The sequence below is a fragment of the Candidatus Villigracilis sp. genome, from assembly GCF_057083605.1.
The window spans coordinates 1-18154 of the sequence record NZ_JBXMTI010000039.1; the positions used below are offsets into that span (position 1 = coordinate 1).

Sequence of the window (18154 nt, forward strand, 5' to 3'; positions counted from 1 at the left end):
GAAAAACCCCCTCACCCCTGCGCCCCTCTCCCAAAATGGGAGAGGGGATGGGGTGAGGGAAAACAGGAGCGATTTATGAATTTTTGGAATGACCCTCTTAAAGTCGCCGCGCTTTGGCTGGAAGGCATACTCACGGGCTGGGGCCTGGACGCTGTCCTGGCTCATGTGCTGGTTGTATTCCTCGGCGTACTCCTGCTCATCACGATCTTGATGGTGCTGGATATTTTCCTGGTATGGATCGAGCGAAAAGTGGTTTCCCGTTTTCAAGACCGTATCGGCCCAAATCGTGTAGGGCCTTATGGTCTGATACAACCTTTTGCCGACATCATCAAACTTATTATTAAGGAAGATACAACCCCCGATGGCGCAGATAAAGTGGTGTACAACCTTGCGCCCATTCTCTCCATGATGTCTGTATTAATTTTGTGGGCGGTTGTGCCGCTCGCTCCCGTCATGCTCGGCGTGGACTTGAATGTCGGCGTGTTGTTCCTGATCGCTGCAGGCGCAATCGGAACTCTTTCCATTATCATGGCGGGCTGGTCATCGAATAACAAATTTGCGCTGATCGGCGGGTTTCGTCAGGTGGCTGTGATGGTGGCGTTTGAAATCCCCATGCTCACCATGTTGATGATCCCCGTGATTTTTGCAGGTTCGATGAATATGAACGACATCATCGAGTCGCAGAACATTTGGTATTTCATCATTTCTCCGCTTGGCGCATTGATTTTCCTGATCGCTGCGATTGCCGAGTTGGGACGTGCCCCGTTCGATCTCGCTGAAGGTGAATCTGAATTGGTGGCTGGTTTCAATATTGAATATTCGGGCATGAAGTTCGGCATGTTTTACGCGGGCGAGTTGCTGCATGCCTTTACCTTCGGTGGTTTCTGGGCCATCCTGTTCTTTGGCGGTTATCGTTTCTTCGGCCTGGAACAAGTCAGCCCCTTCCTGGCAATTCTGATCTTGGTGATCAAAGCGATGATCGGGTATTGGGTCATCATGTGGGTCAAGTACACGATGATGCGCATTCGTATCGATCAGATGCTTGGCTTTAATTGGAAATTCCTCACACCGCTTTCGTTTACGCTTTTGCTGATGACCGCGTTGATGAATACGCTTCTGCGCGGCGCCGATAGCTGGCTCTACATCACCGGCATGTTCCTGTCTAATGTAGTGGTTGGTTGGATCGCGCTGGAGATCGCACGCTCCGTTTCGCGCAAAGAACGCGAACGCGTTGAGGGTCTTAAGAAAGTTGCGGAGGCCCATCAATAATTGGGATGATCTAACATGACTGGCGAACAAATTATTTTTCTGATTGTTGCTCTCTTCACCCTCGGCTCCGGGCTGATGGTGGTGACGACGCATAACCTTGTACACGCGGCTCTTTGGCTGGTGTCCACATTATTTGGTGTGGCAGTTGTCTACACTCTGCTGAATGCAGGTTTCATAGCGGTGGTGCAGGTGGTGGTTTACATCGGCGCGATTGCCATTCTCTTCATCTTCGCAGTGATGCTCACTCGCAAGGATTTGCGCGATAGCGGTCCACAGATGAATAAGAACTGGTGGCTGGGTGCGCTTCTGGCGGTGATGGTCTTCGCAGGATTGGCTTTTGTGCTTCAAGGTTGGAGCGGCCTCTCGAAAACAGCAGTAGCCATCCCGTCTGGTTTTGATGCGGTCAGTCTGCTTGGCGACCAATTGACCTCGCCCAATGCTTACGTCCTACCGTTTGAAGTTGCGTCCGTCCTTCTGTTGGCGGCGTTGGTGGGCGCGGTATATCTCGCGTTCAATAAGAAATAGGAGGCGAGTAGATGATCCCTCTTTCCTGGTATCTCATTCTTGCAGCGGCATTGTTCAGCATTGGCTTGTTTGGTGTGCTGGTGCGCAGGAACGCAGTTGCGATTTTGCTCGGCGTAGAATTAATGCTTAACGCAGTAAATATTAACCTGGTGTCTTTCTGGCGTTATGGCGATGTTTCATCTATGGCAGGGCAGGTCTTTGCCATCATCGTGTTTGCAGTGGCCGCGGCGGAAGTTTCCGTTGGCCTGGCTTTGGTCATTTCTGTGTATCGCCGCCGCAATACGGTGGTTGCCAATGACCTTGATTTGATGAAGTGGTAGAAGTAATCCGTAATTCGTGATTCGTAAATTACGGATTACGCATTGCGTTTTTTCGGAGGTTTGATGACGACAGAAATTCTGATATGGCTTATACCCCTCCCGCCTGTGCTTGCGTTCTTTTTGATCGTGCTGTTCACGAATAAGAACAAGGCGCTCAGTCATACTGTGGCTGTGGGCGCAGCCTTCCTTTCGTGGCTCGGAGCAATGATCGTTTTCGTGCGCGCGCTTGGTGTGGAACATTTAGGTGAGCACCCGTTTGAGTCTTCGATCAATTGGCTGCCAACAGGCGAGACCTGGTTGAAGATCGGCGTTTTGATCGATCCGCTTTCTGCGGTGGTTTTGTTCTTTGTGGCTTGGACTGTGTTAATGATCTTCGTGTACAGCATTGGTTATCACAATTATGGTCAGCCTGAAGGCGATCACGATCATGCGGGTCTGCAGCCGCATGGCGCAACAGTGACAGATGACCTTGGTCACAAACATGCTGTGCTTTCGGTCGAGCCGATGTACTCGCGTTTCTTTGCCTTTATCGGCTTGTTTGCATTTGGTATGTACACTCTTGTGGTTTCAGATAACCTGCTCACACTCTTTGTGGGCTGGGAGATCATGGGTCTGTGCTCATACTTATTGATCGGTTTCTGGTATGGCAAACCGTCTGCTCGTAATGCGGCGGTCAAAGCCTTCATGACCACACGCATTGGCGATGTGTTCATGCTGCTGGGCATTGCCTTCCTTTATAGTGTTACAGGAACGCTTTCTTATCGTGAAATTTTCACTGAAGAAATTTTGCATACACTCTCGATTGTCCCGACAGGTGTATTTGGTTTATCTGCCGCAGGGCTGATCGGTTTATTGCTCTTCATTGGAACAATTGGCAAATCGGCGCAGTTCCCCTTGCATGTCTGGCTGCCTGATGCGATGGAAGGCCCGACCCCTGTCAGCGCGATGATCCATGCGGCGACGATGGTGTCGGCAGGTGTGTACGCCGTCATACGTATGTTCCCGCTCATCAGCCTTGACCCGAAGACGATGACCGTTGTTGCCTTCATCGGCGCGTTCACGGCCATCTTTGCCGCAACTATCGCTGTTGCGCAAAACGATATCAAACGTGTTTTGGCTTATTCCACAATTTCACAACTCGGCTTCATGATTGCTGCGCTTGGTATTGGCGCATATGTTGCCGCGGTTTTCCATCTGATTACCCACGCCTTCTTCAAGGCTTTGCTTTTCCTTGGCTCTGGTTCCGTCATTCACGGCATGGAACATGGCGTACTTCACACTGGCGACCACAAAGTTGACCCGCAGGATATGTTCAACATGGGCGGTCTTCGCAAGAAGATGCCAATCACATTCTGGACCTTCCTCATCGGCGGCTTTGCTCTTTCGGGCTTCCCGATCATCACCGCGGGCTTCTGGTCTAAGGATGAAATTCTTGCAGATGCGTTTGGTCACGGTCACCTGGCGGTCTTTATCACTCTTGCAGTCGCTGCATTCCTGACCGCCTTCTACACCATGCGCCAGATTACATTGACCTTCCTCGGCGAACCTCGCACAAAGGAAGCCGAGCACGCGCATGAGACTCCCTGGACGATGACTGCTCCGCTCGTTGTGCTGGCGTTCTTTGCTGTGACTTATGGCTGGGTCGGCATCCCCGAACATTTCCCAGTCCTCGGCGGACTCGTGCCGAACTGGTTCCATGAATTCGTGGGCGGTACATTGGCTGAACATCCCGAATCGTTGGAATTCCGATGGGAACCACTTGCGACATCTTTATTCGTAGCATTTGGTGGTTTATTCTTCGGCTGGCTTGCATATCGTAATGTGGGGTCGCCCGCGGAAGACAAACTTCAGATTGGTGTGCTCAAGAATAAGTGGTACTTCGATGAACTCTACGATTTCCTCTTTATCAAACCCGCAGTATGGTTCTCCGAAGTCTTTGTCTCCAAGTGGATGGACAAAGGCTTCATCGATGGCATCCTGCATATTTTTGGCCCCGCCACTGATGGAATTGGTTCCGTAATCCGCAATTACTTTGACCTGCCCGTCATCAATCGTTTCTTCGGTGATGGTTCCGCGGATGCCACCTGGTGGGTCGGCAAAAACCTTCGCCCAATTCAAACGGGTCGTATCCAGCAGTACCTGATTCTTTCATTGGTCGTCCTCTTCGTGGTCGGCGGCCTCGTTTACTTTTTACTGCTGGCGTAGTAGGAGCGCATAATGGATTTTCTCAATACTAATCTCCTCAGCCTGATCTTATTCCTGCCGACCATTGCGGCATTGATCATGCTTTTCCTGCCGGGCGGCGAAACAAAACTATTACGTTGGTTTGCATTTGCAGCCAGCCTGATCCCTTTTGTGCTCACGCTTGTGTTATGGAGCAATTTTGACCCGAATCAGACAGGCTTTCAATTTCAGGAAAATCATGTTTGGTATGAAGCGCTGAACTCATCTCTGCACCTCGGCGTGGATGGCATCTCTCTTTCGATGGTTTTGCTGACCACATTGCTCACGCCGCTTGCCATTCTTGCTTCGTTCAGTATTACAGACCGAGTCAAGCCGTACATGATGCTCTTCCTCTTTCTGGAAACAGGTATGCTCGGCGTTTTCATGGCGCTCGATCTTTTGATCTTCTTCGTCTTTTGGGAGATCGGTCTCGTGCCAATGTACTTCCTCATCAATCAATGGGGAAGTGCCAATAAGGATTACGCTTCGCTCAAGTTCATGATCTACACCATGGGTGGATCGCTTGGTCTGCTGCTCGCTATACAACTGCTTGGCGTTCTTTTTGGGACCTATGACCTGATTACCGTCTATGAGCGTTGGAATGCCCTTGACCCTGGTGCTATTCTGCTCGGAATGTCTGTGCATACTGTCAAAACCATTGCATTCTGGGCCTTTGTGATCGCCTTTGCCATCAAAGTACCCATCTGGCCTTTCCACACCTGGCTGCCGGACGCGCATACCGAAGCTCCAACTGCCGGCTCAATGATCCTGGCTGGCGTGCTTCTTAAACTTGGCGCATATGGCTTCCTCAGGCTCGTACTTCCTCTTTATCCAGTGGAAGCAAAGATATTCGCAGGTGCGCTGGCTTTCCTTGCGGTTGCCGCAATTGTCTTTGGTGCATTCGGCTCATTTGGTCAGACAGACTTCAAGAGACTTGTTGCCTACTCGTCGGTGAACCATATGGGATTTGTAGTGCTCGGTATCGCCGCAGCAGGCTTGGCCGCCGGCACTGCCGATGCTCATATCGCCATGAGTGGTGCAGTCTTGCAGATGTTCAATCATGGCTTATCTGCGGCTGGCATGTTCTTCCTGGTGGGTGTGATTTATGAACGCACGCACACTCGCAACCTTGAAGATTTTGGCGGATTGTTTCCGCTGGTTCCCATTTACGGTGGAATTTTGATCTTTACTTCCATGGCGTCGCTTGGCCTGCCCGGACTCAACGGCTTTGTTTCCGAGTTTATGGTGGTACGGGGCTCATACCCTGTGCTTACGATCTACACCGCCATTTCCATGCTTGGCTTGCTTTTCACGGGCGCTTACATCTTGAAAGGCATCATGAAAGTTTTGCATGGCCCCCTGAACGAGCATTGGGCGCACGGCGAGCATAAACTGGCCGAGATCAAAACACGTGAGATTTTTGTAATGGCTCCATTGATGATTTTGATTTTAGTCATCGGTATCTGGCCCGCGTGGATCCTTGATGTAATTAACAAGGCTGTGGTAGCCCTCTTCTAATGCGTAATTCGTAATGCGTAAATTACGGCTCATGAATTACGCATTATGCAATACGAGGTGATTATGAATTTTCCAATATTAAGTATTATTACTTTCCTCCCTTTTGTTGCAGGCGTCATTATCTTGATGCTGCCTGCCGAACGGAAGAATGAAACCCGTGCCGTTGCGCTCGGAGCGGCCATCATTGACCTCCTGCTTTCAGGCTGGGTCTATCTGCAATACCTGCTGGGTGCTATGACGGGTTATCAATTCATCGAGCAATACAACTGGCTCCCCGCGCTCGGTATCAGCCTGAAATTTGGTGTGGACGGTATGAGCGCTCCGCTCGTATTGCTAACGGGCATCGTCATGTTCACGGGTGTTCTGATTTCCTGGGGTGATGATGATAAGCACGTCATGGCTGGTATTCAAGACCGTCCGCGTGAATTCTTCGCCTTCCTCTTTGTGCTAGCGGGCGGAGTGTTTGGTGTATTTGTCTCGCTGGACTTGTTCATGTTGTTCTTCTTCTATGAGATCGCGGTATTCCCGATGTACCTGCTTATCGCCATTTGGGGCTGGGTAAGGACTCGCGAGTACGCAGCCATGAAGTTGACACTATACCTGTTTATTGGCTCCGTAGTTGCCTTGGTCGGCGTCCTAGTTATGTACTGGACGCAATATCAAAACACAGGTGTGCTTTCATTTGACATGCTCACTATGGAAAGCGCGGGCTTCTCGTCAACTTTCCAATATATCTGGTTCCTGCCTGTCTTCCTCGGCTTTGCGGTATTGGGTGGCATCTGGCCTTTCCATAACTGGTCGCCAGATGGTCACGTGGCCGCACCAACGGCTGTTTCCATGTTCCATGCGGGCGTGTTGATGAAGCTTGGTGCGTTCGCCGCCTTACGCGTGGGCGTCATGCTGCTGCCCGTGGGTGCGCAGCAGTGGTCGTGGCTGATCATGGCATTTGCTGCAATCGCGGTGGTTTATGGCGCATACATTGCCTTTGTCCAACCTGACTTGAAATATATGATTGGCTTTTCATCCGTTTCGCACATGGGCCTTGTAATGCTCGGAATTTCCACGCTCAATCATAATGGCCTGCTTGGTGCGGGCGTACAGATGTTTTCCCACGGTGTCATGACGGCTCTCTTCTTTGCCATCACCGGTATGATCTATGACCGTTCACATACCCGCCAAATCCCTGAACTCGGGGGCATGGCCAAGATCATGCCTTTTGCCACCATCGGCTTTATCATCGGCGGCCTGGTCTCAATGGGTATGCCTGGCTTCTCAGGCTTCGTTGCGGAGTTTCCCATCTTTATGGGCGTATGGGGCAGACAGTGGTTCGTGGCTGTCGTTGCCAGCATTTCGATCATCATCACTGCGGCTTACATCATGCGAAATATTAGACAGGTGTTTTTTAGTCCCATGCCTGAAAAAATCGCTGAACATCACATCACGGATATTACTGTCTTGGACAAAATCGCAATTACCACGCTCTGCCTCTTCATGATCGTTATTGGCTTGTTCCCATCCATTATGGTTCCCATGGTGGAAAGAGGCGTTGAGAATATCATGCGCTTGTTGGGAGGTGCATAATGTTTACTTCACAAATTTTCGCTTCCATCCTCCCTGAAATTTTGATCCTTGTCATTGGCATCTTGATCCTCGTGGTTGAACCATTTTGGAAGGAAGACCAACGGCGCAATGCAGGTTGGCTTACTGCGGGAGGCCTCTTCCTCGCGATCATTATCAGCCTATTGTTTAGCCAGCCTGGCGAACCGACATCTGTACTGGGCGGCATGATTCGCTTTGACTGGCTGGGATTTTTCTTCAAGCTTCTGTTCATGTTCGCAGCCGCAGTGACAGCCCTCCTTTTGATGGATCACGAAAAGGCGGGACACCGTGGCGAGGCATATCTTCTGCTTCTCGCCTCGCTTCTCGGCATGAACCTGATGGCTGTTTCCTCCGACCTGATCATGCTCTACCTGGCGATTGAGACCGCATCGATTCCGCTCTACGTGCTGGCTGGCTTTCTGCTCGCAGACGAACGCTCCACGGAAGGCGGCTTCAAGTACCTCTTATTTGGTACTCTGGCTTCCACCATTATGCTGTACGGCTTCAGCCTGGTTTTTGGTTTCTCCGGCACAACTGACCTATATAAGATTGCTGAACTATTTACAACTGGCACAATTTCGCCATTGCTCGCATTCGCAGTGTTAACCCTTATCACTGTTGGGCTTGGTTTCAAAGCCGCTATTGTTCCCTTCCACTTTTGGGCACCTGATGTATATCAAGGCTCGCCGACTCCGGTGGCAGGCTTTCTCTCCACAGCATCCAAGGCCGCGGGTTTTGCAGTAGTTGTCCGTTTGTTTTTCGTGGCTTTCCCAGAATTCGCCCCCTCGTGGACCTTGATCCTGGCTGTGATTTCGGCGATCACCATGACGGTGGGTAACCTGCTTGCGCTTCCACAAACAAACATTAAACGCCTGATCGCATATTCATCCGTTGCACATGCAGGGTATGCACTGATCGGTGTGGTGGCGTTCAGTCAACTTGGCGCGGCGAGTGTGGTCTTCTACCTCGCGGCGTATATTGCCACAAACCTGTTGGCCTTCGGTATTGTGATGGCATTCAGCCGCATCACCGGGTTGGAGGAACTTAGCGATTATGCAGGCCTAAGCCGACGCAATCCCTTCATGGCATTGATGATGCTTGCTGCATTCCTTTCGCTGGCGGGTATGCCTCCGTTCGGTGGATTTGTAGCGAAGGTCTTCGTCTTTGCGGCAGGTGTCCAGGCTGGTTATACATGGCTGGTCATCGTGGGCATCATCAACTCGATCATTGGTGTGTACTACTACCTCAATGCGATGAAATTTGTATATCTGTATCGTATGCCTGGCGAGGATGAAGATCAACATCCCGTACCGTTGACACGTCCATATGCAATTGCGCTCGTTGTCCTGGTGATCGGCGTGATATTGATCGGAACTGTATTTGCACCCTGGTTTAGCTGGTCTGACGCGGCAGCCTTGAATTTGTATTAATTCTGGAGTGCAGGAACTTGCTCCTGCACAGACAGCAAGCTGTCAGATTCCAGAGGTGACTTCGAAGGCAGAAGCAGGCTAAAGGTCAAGAAAGAGGCGTTGAGAGAGGGCGACACGCTGATTTGGCGGGGTCAGTTTACAGTGTTGAGAAATCTACATTGTGCAGGAAATCGCAAAGATGATTTCCGTTTGACAGCCCTTTGACCTGTCAGTTATAATCGTGCGACATGGCACAATCGGATAATAATCGTCAAAATATGGTAAGTACCCTGCTGATCGTTGTGATCGGACAGGTAGGTTGTTTGACCCTGGCTGTTATTCTGGCCTCTGTTTTTGGTGGGTTGTGGCTTGATAATATGTTTGGGACGAAACCAGTTTTTACGCTGGTGTTGTTGTTTGCTGGAATCCCTCTTTCGGTGGTCCTGATGCTCTACGTCTCGCGAAAAGCGCTGGCGCGGTTGAAGGAAAAATACGAGACCGAAGAGAAAAAAAATACTGCTTAGGAGGCGGGCTTGGAGACCCAAAAACGTACCCCGTGGCGGCGCTGGATTGTTCTAGTGTTGATGATCGTTGGTTTTATTCTGGGCGGGATTTTTGTCCCTGTTCAGCCTGAGATCGCTGTTGCCGCCGAAAAATTAATTGAGGAGCCAATTGTCGAGAATTTCCTCGGCTTGGGTCCACTGTATTTTGTGAATACAATGCCCACGCTGGCAGTGACTCTTGTTCTGTTGGGTGTGATTGCATTTTTCACGAACCGCTCATTGAAGAAAAGCCAAAAAACAGATCTTGTTCCGCGTGGAATTGGCAATGTGGTGGAAGGCATTCTTGAAGTGCTTTATAACCTTACAGAAGGTTCTGCCGGCACAAAATGGGCGAGGGCCATCTTCCCCTGGTTTGCAACGATCATGATTTACGTGTTGTTTGCGAACCTGCTCAAGTTGATCCCTGGCTTTGAGTCGATCGGTGTTTTACACCCTGCGCATGGGGAAGGGCACGCGATTGCTCCTCTCTTTGGTAATTGGTCGAGTCTTATGCCTGCCAAAGTAGAAGAAGGCGGTTACATTCTTGCCCCATTCTTCCGTGGCATTTCTGTGGATTTGAACTTCACTGCTTCATTGGCTATTGTTGCCGTCGTAGCGATTCAATTTATCGGCTTCCGCGCACAGGGACTTGGTTATTTGAGCAAGTTCTTCAATACTCGCCGCATGTTCCAGGTTCCATTCTTTGGTGCGATGGACTTTTTGGTCGGTTTGCTTGAGTTGATCTCTGAACTTTCAAAGATACTCTCGTTTGCCTTCCGTCTCTTCGGTAACATGTTTGCGGGTATCGTGTTGGTAGCCATTGTCGCTGGCTTGTTGGGACGGATTTCCATCCTGCCTGCGATGATCATGATGTTTGAACTGTTCGTTGGCATTATTCAGGCGTTCGTGTTTGGTATGCTGACCATGGTCTTTATGGCGCAAGCCACACAGGGCCATGGCGGCGAAGATCACGCAGAAGCGCATACTGAAGCTCACGAAATATAAATTAATCTAATAATTCTTAAGGAGAATTGAACCATGGAAGGAAATATTCTGGATGCAATGCGCTACGTGGGCGCAGGCTTGGCGATGATCGGCGCTGCAGGCGCTGGTGTGGGTATTGGTCTGAGTGTGCAGGGTGCACTCACGGGTATGGCTCGCAACCCTGATACATACGGTAACTTGCTGACCAACATGATTCTGGGCATCGCGTTCTCTGAAGCGATCGCGATCTACTGTCTGGTGATCGCATTTCTGATGCTCTTCAAAGTTGTGTAGTTATAGGAGCAAAGAAACATGGAAGCACTTGGTATTAGTCCCGGTTTTCTCATTGTTCAAATTATTGCGTTCATCATTGTCTTGTTGACATTGAACGCGTGGGTATACAAACCCATGCTGGACATGATGGAGACGCGAAGGAATAAGATCGCGCAGGGTCTGGAAGATGCCCGCATTGCCGCAGAAGCCCGCGCAGATGCTGAGAAAGACGCTGCAAAAATTCTTGCCGCTGCGCAAGCCGAAGCTGGCAAGGTTGTCCGCGAGGCGACTGAACGCGCCACATCCGCAGGTAAAGATGTAAAAGCCGCCGCCGAAGCTGAAGCTGCAAAAGCTCGTGAATCCGCGATGGCTGAAGCTGAGACTGAGCGCAATCGTATTCTGGGTGACTTGCGTGGTCAGGTAGCCGCACTTGCACTTGCGGCAGCCAACAAACTGGTTGGCGAAGCACTTGACGAGAAAAAGCAGCATGTACTGATCGATGAATTCTTCTCGGGTGTTAAATCTGGCAAAGTGATTGTTCTTGATGATGCTGATTTCAAGGGCGAATCTGCTGAAATCACCAGCGCCTTACCGCTCAACGATGAAGAACAGGATACTGTTAAGAAGACTGTCCTCAAGAAAGTTGGGGCGAAAGATGTTGCCTTCCGCGTGGACCCGTCCATTCTTGGCGGTCTGGTTATCAAAGTTGGTGATAAGGTGCTTGATGGCTCTGTAGCTGGCAAACTTGAAGGACTTCGCCAGAGTTTAAAGTAAGCAATTAATAAAAATAAGAATACAGATGAAGAGTTCTGGCAGTAAGTTTGCCAGGACTCTTTTATTAATCACTTCACTGAAAAAGCCTTGATTGTACGATTTTTTATTAACGTGAATTTAGACCTTGTTTGTCCGGTGTTTCTCCTGTACAATAGCGGACGTTAAATATCCGTAAGTACTCATGAGGTGAGGCCGTTATGAACGAGAAGCACATTCAGCAGGTACTTGAGATCGAGAAGCAAGCGCAAGAAGTTCAGGAAAAAGCCCGTCGTGACGCGCAGGAGATCCCTGCCAAAGCCGAGCAGGAGGCGCAGGCAATAATTGCGAAAGCAAGGGCCGATGCCGATGAAGAGGCCCGCAAACTGATTGCAGCCGCGCAGCCAAATGATGCGTCCGCTCAAGTTGCTGTGGACGAGGTCTCTGTGAACAGTGAATTCGAAGCGTCTGCAAAAAAGAACTTCGATAAGGCAGTTGCCTTCGTTTTGGAACGTGTTATCGGCAGGGCTTAATCATGGCGAGCGGCGTTTCCGGTTACGCAGCGATCAGCACACGGGTGCGGGCGATGTACTCCGATTTGCTCACCCCGCAGGATATAACCCGCCTGAGCGACTCACCCGATTTTTCCGCGCTCGTCAGCGCTTTGAAAAACACGCCATACGGAAAATACCTATCGGGGCTCAAAGACAATGAATTGACGCCGCGTCGCGTCATTTTACAAATTAGGAACAGGCTGTCAGACTCTTATTCCAGCGTTGTTCAGCAAGCCCCAGAGCAGACGCGCTCTCTGGTTCGGCAACTCTTTCGTTATTTTGAAGTGGGGAATCTCAAGGCTGTATTGCGAAGCATTCAAACCGTTTCATCATGGAATTCCGACCTTGCCCCGTGGGATCGTGTGCGCGAGGTGCTGTTCCCTTTTGGTTCATTTTCCACCATCCCTGCCCAGGCAATGGTGGAATCGGGAAGCGTAGTCGCAGCGGTCGAACTGTTGCGTGGTTCGCCCTACGAAGCGACCATGTCGTTTGCAATGAAACGCTTTTCCACCGAGCAAAATCTGTTTCCGTTGGAAGTGGCTCTCGACCTCAATTACTGGCGTCGTTTGTGGGCTGAAGCCAAAAAGTTATCCGGCAAGGACCGGGAAATGGGTTTGAAGATCATCGGTTCCCTGCTAGACTTGAACAATTTGATGTGGGTCATCCGCTATAAGATTTATCACAATCTTTCAGAGGAAGAATTAATCAATTACACCCTGCCGTTCGGTTACCACGTGCGGGATGAAGATGTGCGTGCCATCGCCGCGGGAGCGGATATTGCCGCGATCATTTCGCGCATCTATCCAGATATTTCTCATGTGAGTGAGCTTCTTGATCATCCCGAATCAGGCCTGCCCAAATTGGAGCATTTGCTCAAGCAACAGGTGATGCGTCGATGCGTCGCGGCGTTCATTGGCGATCCGTTCCATATCGGGCTTCCGTTGGCGTATCTGCTGCTCAGCGATTTTGAAATTCAGGACCTGGTTGTTTTGATCGAGGCCAAATCCTCCAAACTCAAGGATGAAGATTTCCGACCGTTGTTATTGAAAACAACTTTGACACACTAATCGCCATCCCACTTTCGCAATTAATGGAGTTGTCATGTTATTTCCGAAGCAAATGTCCGAAGTAGAATTGATAGTACCCTCCAAGGACCTTGTAGCTGTAACAAGGGCATTAAGCGGGTATGGCGTGTTTCATCAAGTTGATAGCGCTAATCTGGGGGTTGAAGGCCTGGGACAGAACACATGGCAGGAGACAGCCGGGGCATATTCGGCTCTGGAGCGCCGCATTCAAACCATCATGCAGAATGTCGGGCTTGCCGAGGAATACCCTGCCAAACCTGGAATCGACACGATGGTTGATCTGGATGTGACCCGCTCGGTGGTGGACCGGATCGATGAAGATGTTAGAAGGGTCAGCGACCAGTTATCGGGTGAAAAGAAGCGGCTCGAATTATTGGAGAGTCAACTGCGTCAGTTGGAGCCAATTGCCGATGTCAACGTGGAAGTGGGGGCATTGACCAACTCGTCTTTTATGTATTCCATATTGGGAATTGTTCCTGCTGCAAACATCAGTAGGTTGAGAACCAGCCTCCTAAGGGTTCCGCATGTGTTTTTTATCCTGCGTGAGGATACTCAAAAACCCGTTGTTTGGATTTTAGGGCCGAGGAGCAATTCGGATGTCCTGGAGCGCGCCGCGAAGAGTGCCTATCTTAACCCGTTGAGCCTGCCCGAGGAATTTAGTGGCACGCCCGAGCAGATCACCGCGATGTTGAGGAAGGAAATCGAATCGTCGAAGCAGAAGATTTCGGGTCTGGAGGCAGAGCTTGCCAAACAGGGTGCCTCGTATAAAAACGAATTACAGAAATTGCTGTGGGATGTTCACATCAGCCGCGTCATGGCTGACGCAATTGTCCGCTTTGGGCAATTGCGTCACACCTACGTTGTGGTGGGGTGGGTGCCGACGGCGGATTTGGGAGACCTGACGGCACGCCTCAAGGAAGCCTCGCGCGAAATTTTGATCGAGACAATTGCAACCAGTCGCTCGGGACATCATGCCAATGTCCCTGTGGCGCTGACCAATAACAAATGGCTAAAACCCATTCAGGATTTGGTCACTACTTTCGGGCGTCCCAGTTATGGTGAAATCGATCCAACCCTTTTAATGGCATTGACCTTCCCGGTTTTGTACGGCGCGATGTTCGGAGATTTGGGTCAGGGCCTGGTTTTGGTGCTCGTCGGCATTCTTGCCCACAACAAGATATTCATGAAAGGCTTGCAAAGCCTTGGTCTTCTTCTCGTGTATTGCGGTGTGTCGGCGGCGATTTTCGGGTATTTATACGGAAGTATTTTCGGGTTTGAAGGCCACCAGATCGAGGAATACCTTCACTTCCACTTCGAACCAGTGTGGATGAGCCCTCTTGAAAACATCCTAACCATTCTTGGGTTTGCAATTGACGCGGGCATTATCATATTGCTTTTCGGATATCTGCTTGGGTTGTTCAATAACATCCGCTCCAGGGACTGGGCACATTTTTGGTTTGGTCATACGGGTGTGGTGGCATTGATCTTTTACGTTTGCTTCCTTGCTTTACTTGGTGGTTTTCTTGGTGATACGGCGATCGCACCGAAAGTGGCTGTGGCAATTAATTCGCTCCCACTTCCGTTCCCATTGCTGGCAGGCATCTTTGGAGTGTTGGTCATGTTCTCAGGCTTTTTCAGGAACATGGTCGAGGGGCATACTTTGATCGAAGGCAAGGGTTTTGGCGGATTTGCAATGTTCCTTGTCCAATCGTTCATGGATCTTTTTGAGACTACCATTAGTATGTTGAGCAATACGCTGTCATTCGTCCGTGTAGGTGCATTTGCCGTGGCGCATGGCGGCCTTAGCCTCGCCATCTTCTCTTTGGCGGGCGAAGAACCGACGCTTGGATTCTGGATAACAATTCTTATCGGTAATATTTTCATTGTCGGTTTTGAAGGGCTCATTGTCTACATCCAGACCATGCGTTTGCATTACTACGAAATTCTGGGCAAGTTCTTCCATGGCGGCGGTATGCAATTCGAACCGCTCAAGTTGAATCCCTCGCAAGAGGAGGCGAAGCCCTGAACTTTGAATCATTTGTCAAATTCATCCAAAAAGAAATATTCATCTATCTAATAAGGAGATAAACAATGTTTTTAGTATTTGCTGTCCTGGTTGGTATGATCCCGGTAATTCCTGCTGTTGTCTTCTTGCTCCAAAACGGTAAGACCAGTCCCGCTCAGGCGGTTTCCCGCATCGTCAAAGGCTTCACCGGATTTAATTTCCTGGTTGGCATGTTCGCCGCGGGACTGGCTGTGGTCTGGCTCGCTTCGCCAACTTCTGCGTTTGCGGCCGGTGCTGCCCAAGAAGCTGTGGTGGATCAATATGCGACCCTTGCGGCGGCCCTTTCCACTGGTTTGGCTTGTATTGGTGCAGGTATCGCGGTGGGCGGCTCTGGCGCAGCGGCGGTGGGTGCCACGGCTGAGAAGCCCGAATCTTTTGGTCGTGCCCTGATCTTTGTGGGTCTTTCAGAAGGTATCGCCATTTATGGCTTGATCATTTCGTTCCTCGTTCTTCCTTAAGCGACTCGAGAGCATAAGGATAGGATATGAAAATTCTGGTCATCGGCCATCCTGATGCGGTGCTCGGTTTTTCGCTGGCAGGTGTGGGGGGCAGGGTCGCCACCACCGCTGACGAGGTCAACCAGGCATTGGATGAAGCACAAGCCAACAAGGATATTGGCATTGTGCTTGTTACACAGGATGTGGCTGAGTTAATTCCAGCACGCATGGAACATTTAAACCTGCGGAGCACAGTCCCGTTGGTGGTTGAGATTCCCTCTCGCAGCGGCGTTCCGGAAGGACAGCCTTCGCTTGGCGATATTGTCCTTCGAGCGATCGGGATCAAGTTGTAATCCTTTCCTGCTGGTATTCGAACCAAGGAGAAAGATTGGATTGAGCGCTATGAAAACTGAAGCGGAAGATATCGAATTACTGGCGCGAGCCATTATGATGGAAGCGCGGCATGAAGCGGAGCGGTTACATGCCGAGGCCCAGGAGAGGGCAGAAGTCATTCGGAAGCGCGCGCAGGAACAAGCGGCGTCCGAACGAAAGGCGATCCTGGCCCGGGCCAAAGAGGATGCGGATCGTCTTCGCAGTCAGTCGTCTGCCACATCCCAACTGAAGGCGCGTTCCATGCAATTGGAACAACGCGAGAAAATATTAAACGAAGTGTTTGACGAAGTCCGCAAGCAGTTGGATGCTGTGAAGAAACGCCCGGACTACGGCACAATTGCAGCAATGCTGGCCCGTGAGGCGCTGTCTCAATTAAACGCGACCGAAGCCGAAGTCCGCGCGGATGAAGCGACGCAAAAAGCGTTGAAACTGGATGATCTCTCCAAAGAATTGAATGGCAAATTTAAATTCGGCGAAAAACTTGAGGATGGCACGGGAGTTGTAGTGAGCGCGGCCAGTGGCAAACTGCATTACGATAATACGTTTGAAACCCGTTTGAGCCGCTTGCAAGGTTCCCTGCGTTCCTCCGTTTATAAGTTGCTGATGGGAGAAAAGGTATGAGCGATCAAGTAGGAACGATAACCTGGATCAGCGGCCCCGTTGTGCGCGCCCGTGGATCCCGCCATGTAGGCATGCTTGAGCTCGTCCAGGTGGGTGAAGACCGGCTGGTGGGTGAGGTGATCGGACTCAAAGGCGATCAGATGACGATCCAGGTCTACGAAGAAACCGCAGGCATGCAGACCGGCGCGCCAGTCTTTGGCACGGGTTTGCCGCTCTCTGTGGAATTGGGGCCGGGCTTGATCCAAAGTATTTATGATGGTGTGCAGCGCCCGCTTCCGTTGATCGAAGAGGCGATGGGTTCCTTCATCAACCGCGGTGCACATTTCGATTCGATCAGCCGCGAAAAGAAATGGAAGTTCACACCCAAAGTCAAAGCAGGTGATGTAGTCAAAGGCGGTGCGATCCTCGGTGTTGTGATGGAAACTGAAACACTCGAGCATCGCGTTATGCTTAACCCTGACGACTCTGGCACAATCACCTGGGTTGCTCCTGTCGGCGAATATACGGTTGCTGACTCTATTGCCAAGTTGAAGATGGGCAAGGAAGAAAAGTCCGTCGCCATGCTTCAGCGCTGGCCTGTCCGCCGCGCGCGGCCATTTACTAATCGGCGCCCCGCAAACATTCCGTTGATCACTGGTCAAAGAATTCTCGATACATTTTTCCCTGTTGCCAAGGGCGGCGCGGCAGGTATCCCTGGTCCGTTTGGTTCGGGCAAGACCGTGACCCAACATAGCATCGCCAAATGGGCGGATGCAGAGATCATCGTCTATATCGGATGCGGCGAACGCGGCAACGAAATGACCGAAGTGTTGCAGGAATTCCCGCATCTTGTCGACCCGCGAACTGGTCGGCCATTAATGGAACGCACCGTGCTGATAGCGAATACCTCCAACATGCCGGTTGCCGCGCGTGAAGCCAGCATCTACACCGGCATCACCATCGCGGAGTATTACCGCGACATGGGCTATCACGTTGCGTTGATGGCTGATTCAACATCCCGTTGGGCGGAAGCTTTGCGTGAAGTCTCCGGTCGTCTCGAAGAAATGCCGGCTGAGGAAGGCTATCCTGCTTATTTGGCTGGCCGTCTCGCCGAATTTTACGAACGCGCTGGTTACGTTAACAATTTGAACGACACACAAGGTTCGGTTTCCATTGTGGGAGCGGTTTCTCCTCCTGGCGGTGACTTCTCAGAGCCTGTGACACAGCACACGAAACGTTTCATCCGCTGTTTCTGGGCGTTGGATAAATCGCTTGCATCGGCCCGTCACTTCCCGGCCATTAACTGGCTGGATAGTTACAGCGAATATCTCGAAGACGTAGCCGGGTGGTGGCGCGAAAAGACCGGCAAAGATTGGCTCACCATGCGCAACCGCGCGATGGAATTGTTGAGCGAAGAGAGTCGACTTTCTCAGATCGTAAAGTTGGTCGGCCCCGATGCACTTCCGTATACTGAGCGCATGGTGCTCGAAACCACGCGCCTCATCCGCGAAGGTCTTTTGCAGCAAAATGCAACCTAGACCGTGGATGCGTTTTCATCGGTGGAAAAACAGATCCGCATGCTTGAGCTCGTGTTGTACTTCCACGAAC

Annotated in this window: 17 protein-coding genes and 1 pseudogene; all 18 read left to right on the forward strand. The window is 50.8% G+C overall.

The genetic code is table 11. The annotated features are described in order from the left end of the window. The first annotated feature begins 75 nt into the window (after window positions 1-75). On the forward strand, window positions 76-1269 hold the full coding sequence (locus AC14M5_RS06160) for a complex I subunit 1/NuoH family protein (RefSeq protein WP_484028765.1): 1194 nt from the start codon (window positions 76-78) through the stop codon (window positions 1267-1269). Window positions 1270-1284: 15 nt separating this feature from the next. Next, window positions 1285-1794 carry an NADH-quinone oxidoreductase subunit J family protein gene (locus tag AC14M5_RS06165; RefSeq protein WP_484028766.1) on the forward strand — a complete coding sequence of 170 codons (510 nt, stop codon included), beginning with the start codon at window positions 1285-1287 and terminating at the stop codon, window positions 1792-1794. Window positions 1795-1805: 11 nt separating this feature from the next. Further along, window positions 1806-2114 carry an NADH-quinone oxidoreductase subunit NuoK gene (gene nuoK / locus AC14M5_RS06170; RefSeq protein WP_484028767.1) on the forward strand — a complete coding sequence of 103 codons (309 nt, stop codon included), beginning with the start codon at window positions 1806-1808 and terminating at the stop codon, window positions 2112-2114. Window positions 2115-2177: 63 nt separating this feature from the next. Further along, window positions 2178-4319, forward strand: coding sequence for an NADH-quinone oxidoreductase subunit L (gene nuoL / locus AC14M5_RS06175; RefSeq protein WP_484028768.1), 2142 nt, complete (start codon window positions 2178-2180; stop codon window positions 4317-4319). A gap of 12 nt (window positions 4320-4331) precedes the next feature. After that, on the forward strand, window positions 4332-5855 hold the full coding sequence (locus AC14M5_RS06180) for a complex I subunit 4 family protein (RefSeq protein WP_484028769.1): 1524 nt from the start codon (window positions 4332-4334) through the stop codon (window positions 5853-5855). Between the two features lie 63 nt (window positions 5856-5918). Beyond that, window positions 5919-7436, forward strand: coding sequence for a complex I subunit 4 family protein (locus tag AC14M5_RS06185; RefSeq protein ID WP_484028770.1), 1518 nt, complete (start codon window positions 5919-5921; stop codon window positions 7434-7436). Further along, window positions 7436-8884, forward strand: coding sequence for an NADH-quinone oxidoreductase subunit N (locus tag AC14M5_RS06190; protein ID WP_484028771.1), 1449 nt, complete (start codon window positions 7436-7438; stop codon window positions 8882-8884). Before AC14M5_RS06185 ends, AC14M5_RS06190 begins: the two co-directional genes overlap by 1 nt. 257 nt (window positions 8885-9141) lie before the next feature. Continuing rightward, the gene (locus AC14M5_RS06195; RefSeq protein WP_484028772.1) at window positions 9142-9387 is read left to right on the forward strand and encodes an AtpZ/AtpI family protein; all 246 of its coding nucleotides are present in this window, start codon (window positions 9142-9144) and stop codon (window positions 9385-9387) included. Between the two features lie 9 nt (window positions 9388-9396). Then, window positions 9397-10410 (forward strand): F0F1 ATP synthase subunit A, encoded by a 1014-nt coding sequence (atpB, locus tag AC14M5_RS06200; protein ID WP_484028773.1) that lies wholly within the window; start codon window positions 9397-9399, stop codon window positions 10408-10410. A gap of 33 nt (window positions 10411-10443) precedes the next feature. Then, the gene (atpE, locus tag AC14M5_RS06205; RefSeq protein WP_116717908.1) at window positions 10444-10683 is read left to right on the forward strand and encodes an ATP synthase F0 subunit C; all 240 of its coding nucleotides are present in this window, start codon (window positions 10444-10446) and stop codon (window positions 10681-10683) included. Between the two features lie 18 nt (window positions 10684-10701). Continuing rightward, window positions 10702-11436, forward strand: coding sequence for a F0F1 ATP synthase subunit B (gene atpF / locus AC14M5_RS06210; RefSeq protein WP_484028774.1), 735 nt, complete (start codon window positions 10702-10704; stop codon window positions 11434-11436). A gap of 197 nt (window positions 11437-11633) precedes the next feature. After that, window positions 11634-11945 carry a hypothetical protein gene (locus AC14M5_RS06215; protein ID WP_484028775.1) on the forward strand — a complete coding sequence of 104 codons (312 nt, stop codon included), beginning with the start codon at window positions 11634-11636 and terminating at the stop codon, window positions 11943-11945. A gap of 2 nt (window positions 11946-11947) precedes the next feature. Next, complete coding sequence (locus AC14M5_RS06220) at window positions 11948-13033, forward strand: V-type ATPase subunit (RefSeq protein ID WP_484028776.1); 1086 nt, start codon at window positions 11948-11950, stop codon at window positions 13031-13033. A gap of 34 nt (window positions 13034-13067) precedes the next feature. Then, window positions 13068-15077: a V-type ATP synthase subunit I gene (locus AC14M5_RS06225; protein WP_484028777.1), complete on the forward strand. Its 2010-nt coding sequence runs from the start codon at window positions 13068-13070 to the stop codon at window positions 15075-15077. A gap of 65 nt (window positions 15078-15142) precedes the next feature. Further along, complete coding sequence (locus AC14M5_RS06230; RefSeq protein WP_484028778.1) at window positions 15143-15574, forward strand: ATP synthase subunit C; 432 nt, start codon at window positions 15143-15145, stop codon at window positions 15572-15574. A gap of 26 nt (window positions 15575-15600) precedes the next feature. Continuing rightward, on the forward strand, window positions 15601-15906 hold the full coding sequence (locus AC14M5_RS06235; RefSeq protein ID WP_484028779.1) for a V-type ATP synthase subunit F: 306 nt from the start codon (window positions 15601-15603) through the stop codon (window positions 15904-15906). Between the two features lie 49 nt (window positions 15907-15955). Further along, entirely contained in the window at window positions 15956-16567 is a 612-nt protein-coding gene (locus AC14M5_RS06240) for a V-type ATP synthase subunit E (RefSeq protein WP_484028780.1), read from the forward strand. Then, a pseudogene (locus AC14M5_RS06245) lies at window positions 16564-18154 on the forward strand (V-type ATP synthase subunit A); the annotation flags it as partial. The gene AC14M5_RS06240 and the pseudogene AC14M5_RS06245, both read left to right, overlap by 4 nt.